The sequence below is a fragment of the Sinorhizobium fredii USDA 205 genome (assembly GCF_001461695.1).
Lineage (GTDB): Bacteria > Pseudomonadota > Alphaproteobacteria > Rhizobiales > Rhizobiaceae > Sinorhizobium > Sinorhizobium fredii.
Genome location: NZ_AUTC01000038.1, coordinates 1 through 5,732 on the forward strand (window position 1 = coordinate 1; position 5,732 = coordinate 5,732).

General features: G+C 56.5%; 7 protein-coding genes. 3 read left to right on the forward strand and 4 right to left on the reverse strand.

What is annotated here, in order from left to right; all coding sequences use genetic code 11:
• The first annotated feature begins 95 nt into the window (after positions 1 to 95).
• From N181_RS05745 to N181_RS05755, 3 genes are read left to right on the forward strand one after another with little or no spacing between them, the layout of a single operon-like run.
• Positions 96 to 1,127, forward strand: a complete 1,032-nt coding sequence (locus tag N181_RS05745) for an ABC-three component system protein (protein ID WP_014857789.1) — start codon at positions 96 to 98, stop codon at positions 1,125 to 1,127.
• The gene (locus N181_RS05750) at positions 1,115 to 1,603 is read left to right on the forward strand and encodes an ABC-three component system middle component 2 (protein ID WP_015633363.1); all 489 of its coding nucleotides are present in this window, start codon (positions 1,115 to 1,117) and stop codon (positions 1,601 to 1,603) included. Before N181_RS05745 ends, N181_RS05750 begins: the two co-directional genes overlap by 13 nt.
• A complete protein-coding gene (locus N181_RS05755) occupies positions 1,603 to 3,450 on the forward strand; it encodes an AAA family ATPase (RefSeq protein ID WP_014857791.1) in 1,848 nt (615 codons plus the stop codon). Before N181_RS05750 ends, N181_RS05755 begins: the two co-directional genes overlap by 1 nt.
• A gap of 123 nt (positions 3,451 to 3,573) precedes the next feature.
• Here N181_RS05755 and N181_RS05760 read toward each other — a convergent pair whose 3' ends face one another.
• From N181_RS05760 to N181_RS33655, 4 genes are all read right to left on the reverse strand, one after another.
• Positions 3,574 to 4,101 carry a hypothetical protein gene (locus N181_RS05760; RefSeq protein WP_014857792.1) on the reverse strand — a complete coding sequence of 176 codons (528 nt, stop codon included), beginning with the start codon at positions 4,099 to 4,101 and terminating at the stop codon, positions 3,574 to 3,576.
• On the reverse strand, positions 4,098 to 4,376 hold the full coding sequence (locus N181_RS05765) for a type II toxin-antitoxin system TacA family antitoxin (protein ID WP_015633362.1): 279 nt from the start codon (positions 4,374 to 4,376) through the stop codon (positions 4,098 to 4,100). Before N181_RS05765 ends, N181_RS05760 begins: the two co-directional genes overlap by 4 nt.
• 93 nt (positions 4,377 to 4,469) lie before the next feature.
• A complete protein-coding gene (locus N181_RS05770; protein WP_014857794.1) occupies positions 4,470 to 5,327 on the reverse strand; it encodes a hypothetical protein in 858 nt (285 codons plus the stop codon).
• Positions 5,328 to 5,406: 79 nt separating this feature from the next.
• Positions 5,407 to 5,732 (reverse strand): hypothetical protein (locus N181_RS33655; protein WP_162267706.1); only part of this gene is annotated, 326 nt, incomplete at its 5' end.

A 5,732-nucleotide genomic window follows, 5' to 3' on the forward strand; every position in this document is an offset into this window, starting at 1 on the left:
CGGTGAAGGCTATTCCTGTGCGCATGCGCCACACTCGCATACGCACGGGAATCCCATACGGACTCTTATGTTAGGCGGATACCACTAGAATCCTCTTGGCAAGCGATTTCGAGAACGGGCCAAAGATTGACCCTCTCAAGATCATCCAGATTTATGAAGCCAGCGAATGGGAAACGTTCATTGACGAATGGGTCCATTCGCTCAAAACCACATATGTCAACGTTATGCGGCCGACCGGTGCAGGAGACAAAGGCATCGATATTGCTGGCTTCTGTGACGCCGACCAGCTGCTCGGCATCTGGGACAATCACCAGTGCAAGCACTATACTTCACCCTTGAGTTTCGGCGTGGTCGCGCCTGAGATCGGGAAGATGCTCTGGTACTCTTTCTCAGGAGAATACAAAGCTCCGAGAGCATGCCGGTTCATCGCGCCGAAAGGCGCTTCGACATCGTTGTCGCTGTTGCTCTCCAATGCGAACAAGCTGAAAGCGAAGGTTCTTGCGGAATGGGACAAAGCCATCTCCGGAAAAATCACCTCGACCGGGCCGGTCACCCTAGAGGGAAAGTTTCTCGACTATGTCGGGGATTTCGATTTTCGGATCTTTTCGGCCGAGCAACCTCGAACGATCATCGAAGCCCATTCCAGAACGCGCTATCACATCGGCCGCTTCGGTGGCGGATTGCCCTCCCGTCCGCGGCCCGACGCTGTCCCTGTCGAGATCGGAGAGACGGAGGCGACCTATACAAGCAAGCTGCTCGATGCCTATGCAGAGCACAAAGGCGAGACGATTGCCTCGGTCTCGCATCTCGACAAGTGGGGGAATTTGAAATCCCATTTTCATCGCTCTCGCGAGGCCTTTTATCATGCGGAGTCCCTGCGGGTCTTCGTGCGCGAGAAAGTGGAGCCTGGTACTTTCGAGGGGTTGCAGACCGAGATACTGGACGGGGTCCTGGACACTCACGACGGCGAACACTCGGACGGATATGCGCGCGTCGTCGCCGTAACCGAGAAAGCGCAGTCCTTGGTTCTTGACGCTCATCCTTTGAACAGAAGCGCTTCTCCCACCGACCGTCGGGGAATCTGTCATCAGCTTGCGAACGATGGGAAGCTGACATGGCGCCGCTAATGCCTACGGCCTCGGCTTTCAACGGTTCGCTCGAAACGGGTGTGAGGGCCGTCTTCGTTCTGCACGCGCATTTCCCCCGGGCGGTAGATCTGAACCGGCTGACCGCGATGGATTATCTTGTCGTGCGAACCAGTGTCCTCGATGGACCCGCCGACCTGCATCCCCCGACACCGATCATGTCACCTGTCACGCAGGTCCGAAGAAAGTCCGTTCAATCTGCCGTAGCCCTGATGATGTCCCGAGGGCTAGTCGAGCAGGTTGTCGATGAAAGTGGGATCCTGTTTCAGGCCGGAGACAATGCGGAGTTTTTTGTCACCGCGCTTCAGACGCCATATCTCCGCCAATTGTACGAGCGCGCCGAATGGCTCGCTGGTTACTTCCAGGACTACAACGATGAGGCTTTTGACGATCTGATGCGCGATCTTCTCAGCAACTGGGTCTCTGAATTTCAAGATGAAGCATCCGGACCGACATAATGACATATTCAGGCTTCCAGATCCGTCACCTTTCCTTTCACGGCTCGGGAAAAGAACCGCCGGTCGTTTCGTTTCAGTCCGGCCTCAACGTCGTCTATGGGGCTTCCGACACCGGGAAGTCCTATATTGTCGAAGCGATCGATTTTATGCTCGGTGGCAAGGGCCCTCTTCCCGATATCCCGCAGGCGAACGGCTATGATCGCGTACTGCTTGCGATTGCTTTCGACGACGGATCGGAAACGACATTGCTTCGAAGCATGGCCGGTGGACGGTTCCAGGCATTCGAGGGTCTGCACACGTCGATCCCGGATGCTGAGGGGAGTCCCCTTGGCGAAATTCACAACGAGCGCGATGAAACGAACCTCTCGTCGTTTCTTCTCTCCAAGATCGGCCTTGCAGGCAAGCGGATCAAAAAGAACGCAACGGATGAAACTCAGGCGCTGAGCTTCCGAAACATTGCGCGGCTGGCGATCGTCAACGAGGAGGAGATCATCCAGAAGCGTTCGCCCTTGTCCGATGGGAACTATACGGCGAATACGGCAAATACGTCCGTCTTCACGATGTTGTTGACCGGCGTCGATGAAACAGCGCTCCTGTCACGCAAAAGCACGTCCCCCGAAGACCAGAAGCGACTGGCCCAAATCGATCTTCTCGATCAGCTTATCGCGGACGCTCAGAAACGTATCACGACAATATCCGGCTCACGCGACGAACTGTCTGGTCAGGAGGAGCGGCTTACGAGAGCGATGGACAATCGCGCCGAACAGCTCGCCTTCACCGAGGAAAAATTCAAGGCGATCTCCTCCAGAAGGCGGGCCATCATCCAAAAGCTCGAGATTACCAACGATCGATACACGGAAATTGCCACTCTGCTTGACCGCTTCAATCTTCTACGGGACCACTACGTTTCGGACTATGAGCGCCTCTTAGGTATCCGCGAGGCGGGTAGCTTTTTTTCGGTTCTCCAACAGGAGGTCTGCCCGACATGCGGTGCTTCGCCCGACCATCACGATCCCACCGCGGTCTGCCACGGCGATGTAGCGGTGACCGTCGCAGCGGCCGAGGCGGAGATGCAAAAAATCGAGTCTCGGCAATCCGAGCTGACGACTACAATCGCCGCGTTGAACGCGGAGGCGCAATCAATTCGGAAATCGCTTCCCAATATGAGGAATTCACTGAGCGAACTCTCGATTGAGATCGAGACCGTTGTATCACCTGACCTTAGAAGACAACGCGCAACATACAAGGAGCTCGCGGACAAGGGCGCGAATGTACGCGAAGCGCTCGGTCTCTTCAGCAATCTGAATGATCTCACCAGTCGCAAGGCCAACCTGGAACGGCAGAACGAAAGGGGGGCAGGCGATGCCACATCCAACAATCGCCTGACAAATACCGTGGTCGCCCCGTTCGCTGAACGTGTTGAGAGCGTGCTCCGGCAATGGGGTTTCCCGGCAGTCGAGCAGGTGCACTTCGACACAACCGCCAAAGATCTTGTGGTGTCCGGGAAAGCGAGAACGTCCTACGGAAAAGGGCTCAGGGCCATTACGCAGTCGGCGTTTACGATTTCTCTTATGCAATATTGCGCCGACAATGATCTGCCTCACCCCGGGATCGTTGTGCTTGACTCTCCTCTGCTTTCTTACCGCGAACCCGATAGTGCAGAGGACGATCTCAGCGACACCAATCTAAATGGGAACTTTTACAGGTACCTTCTCGGCCTCGAGAGCGACCGACAAGCCATCATCGTTGAGAACATGGATCCGCCGTCCGATGTCGAACTCGGCAATCGGGTCGTTCATTTCTCCGGAATGGCTGATGAAGGCCGCTTCGGCCTTTTTCCTCTCTAGCCGGGCCGCCGCAGGCGCCCGGCTCGCCATATGGTCATTGGTGATATAGCTTATCCTCAAGATGATCATCACGATGCGATAGTTCGCTTTGGCGAATCAATCGTATTCCCGCGCCATACGGGATCAAAGGAGACCTCTAGCACGCAAGTCGGCCGCGAAGGTGATGAGCGGCATTACGAGAGTTAGCGGCTTGTCCTTTAGCGGTTCGGCACCATAGGAAGCGTACCAGTTGGCGGCTCGCTCGCCTTTGGCATCGATGATCAGTAAAAGTCCCCCGCCCTCTCCTGCAAGTCGCAGGCAGCGGAGCGCGGCGGCGGCTAGGAGCCGGCCTCCCAGTCCCTGCCCGGCAACCGCGCGGTCGGTAGCCAATCGCGCGAGCTTGAAGCCTGGCACGTCATGGCGGGAAAGACCGCGTGTCATTGCATCTGGCACAGTCGCATGCTCGACTGCCGAGGGCGCGATCGTATAGAACCCAAGAATACGGCCGGGCACTGCGTCGTCGATAGCACAGAAGGTTTTCGAGGCATTCTGCTCATGGCTCTGTCGAGCAAAGCGGAGCAAAAACTCGTTCATCTGACCGTCGCCGCAATCGAAAACTGCCCGACCGTGAGACTTAGCGATCGGTTCCTCATGCCATGCAGGTAAAGTCATAGGCTGCCAGGCAAACCGGCAATCGCCGCGCGCAGCTTGGCGTTAGGTTTAGGCGGATTTTCCAGAAGCTCAAGAATGCGAAGATGATCGCGCTTCGACACTTTGATCGTCTCGGCTTCCTCGATCACAGCCTCTGCTTCTCGCAGCGCGGATTGCGTCACGAAATCCGTCAGATCGGTATTACGAAGTGCCGCAGCGCGTACGAGTTTAGCCTTGGCCGTGGCAGGCACCCTCAAACTCATACGTTCGCTGTTCTCGTTCGCTATGCTCGGCATGTCAGCCTCCATCTTCCAACAGAATATAGGCGTAACTCCTCTTGTCGTCAATGGTGTGCGCCTTCAAGGCGTACAGGCCACCCAGGCGCACTTCTATATCTTCTTGGCTTGCCTCAGGGCGTGAAGAACGTTGGGATCACCGGTCAGCTGTTCAGCGATCTGCAGACCATCGCGAACGCCCTCAGGGGCAACGGGCGCCCGATCTCGCCAATTGACGCCCAGTACGGGCGCAAAGTCTGCCGACAGGCCGAGCCTTGGATGCGACCAATTGATTGGTTCGCCAAGCGTAATCCAGCCCAGCCCTGGTTGATCGAAAATCGCCAGATCGACGTAGAAATTTGCACCGCCGATCCCGCCCGCCTTTCCTGACGACTCGGCGACATAGGCCTTGGTAAAGGCAAAGTTCGCCTGGAGTTGCGGGATGATGTCAAAGGTGGGGCGCACTGATGCCGCTTCACGAACGGCCTGTTCAGTGTTGATCCGACCCTCCTGCAATCGGGCGAGTATGGATCGCAACTGGCCAGCCGAGGCATCCATGCCGGCCCGCCGGCCGCGCATGCGAAATCCGCAGGCCAAAACCATGCGCGCGCCGGGATGTCCGGCGGCGGCTTCGAGGGATTTGATTTCGCTGAACAGTTCCCACGAGCGTATCAGGAAATCGAACGTTACCGACGGCGATCTCAGCGAAAGATCGCGATAGGCGACTGCTCCGTCGTTCATGACCAGCGTCGGAAAATGGCGCGCACTGTGGCTTGCAACGACTTTATGAAAATCGCGGAGCCGCCTTAACGCTTCCCTTGATTTGATGTGAAGCGGATTGAAATCCGCGGCTGCAATCATGCCGCCATAACCCAGCAGATCAATCCAGCATGCGATGGAGACCTGGAACGGATATGACGCTCTCTTACCGACAATGGGTTGCGCGATTGGTCTGGCTACTTTGTCTTCCATGTCGACCAGTTTCCATTCTGCTTCGAGCCGCTGTCCCAGACTTGGGCAAACCCCTGAGATCGGCTTTGACTGGTGAGAACTAGAATTCGTTCTGCGCGCGAACCGCATCGATTTCAGCGCGTCCCGTTGTGCCACCATGTCGATAGGATTCGAGAAAGGATAGGCGGTAAGAGTTCGAAACGGCAAAGTCATTGATGTCGCTGCGCTGACGTTCGCTGCGGATAAGCCCGTTCACAGACAGGAATGTCAGCGCGTCGGGGATCTTCTTGCGGCTGATGCCGGAGTAGTCGCTGATCTTGTCGTAGCTGAGATCGATGACGTTACGGTTGATATCGCGCCGGGACACGAACAGCAGATAGGGCACTGTAAAGTTATCAGCGGATTGATGCAGCGATAGCTGGCGGG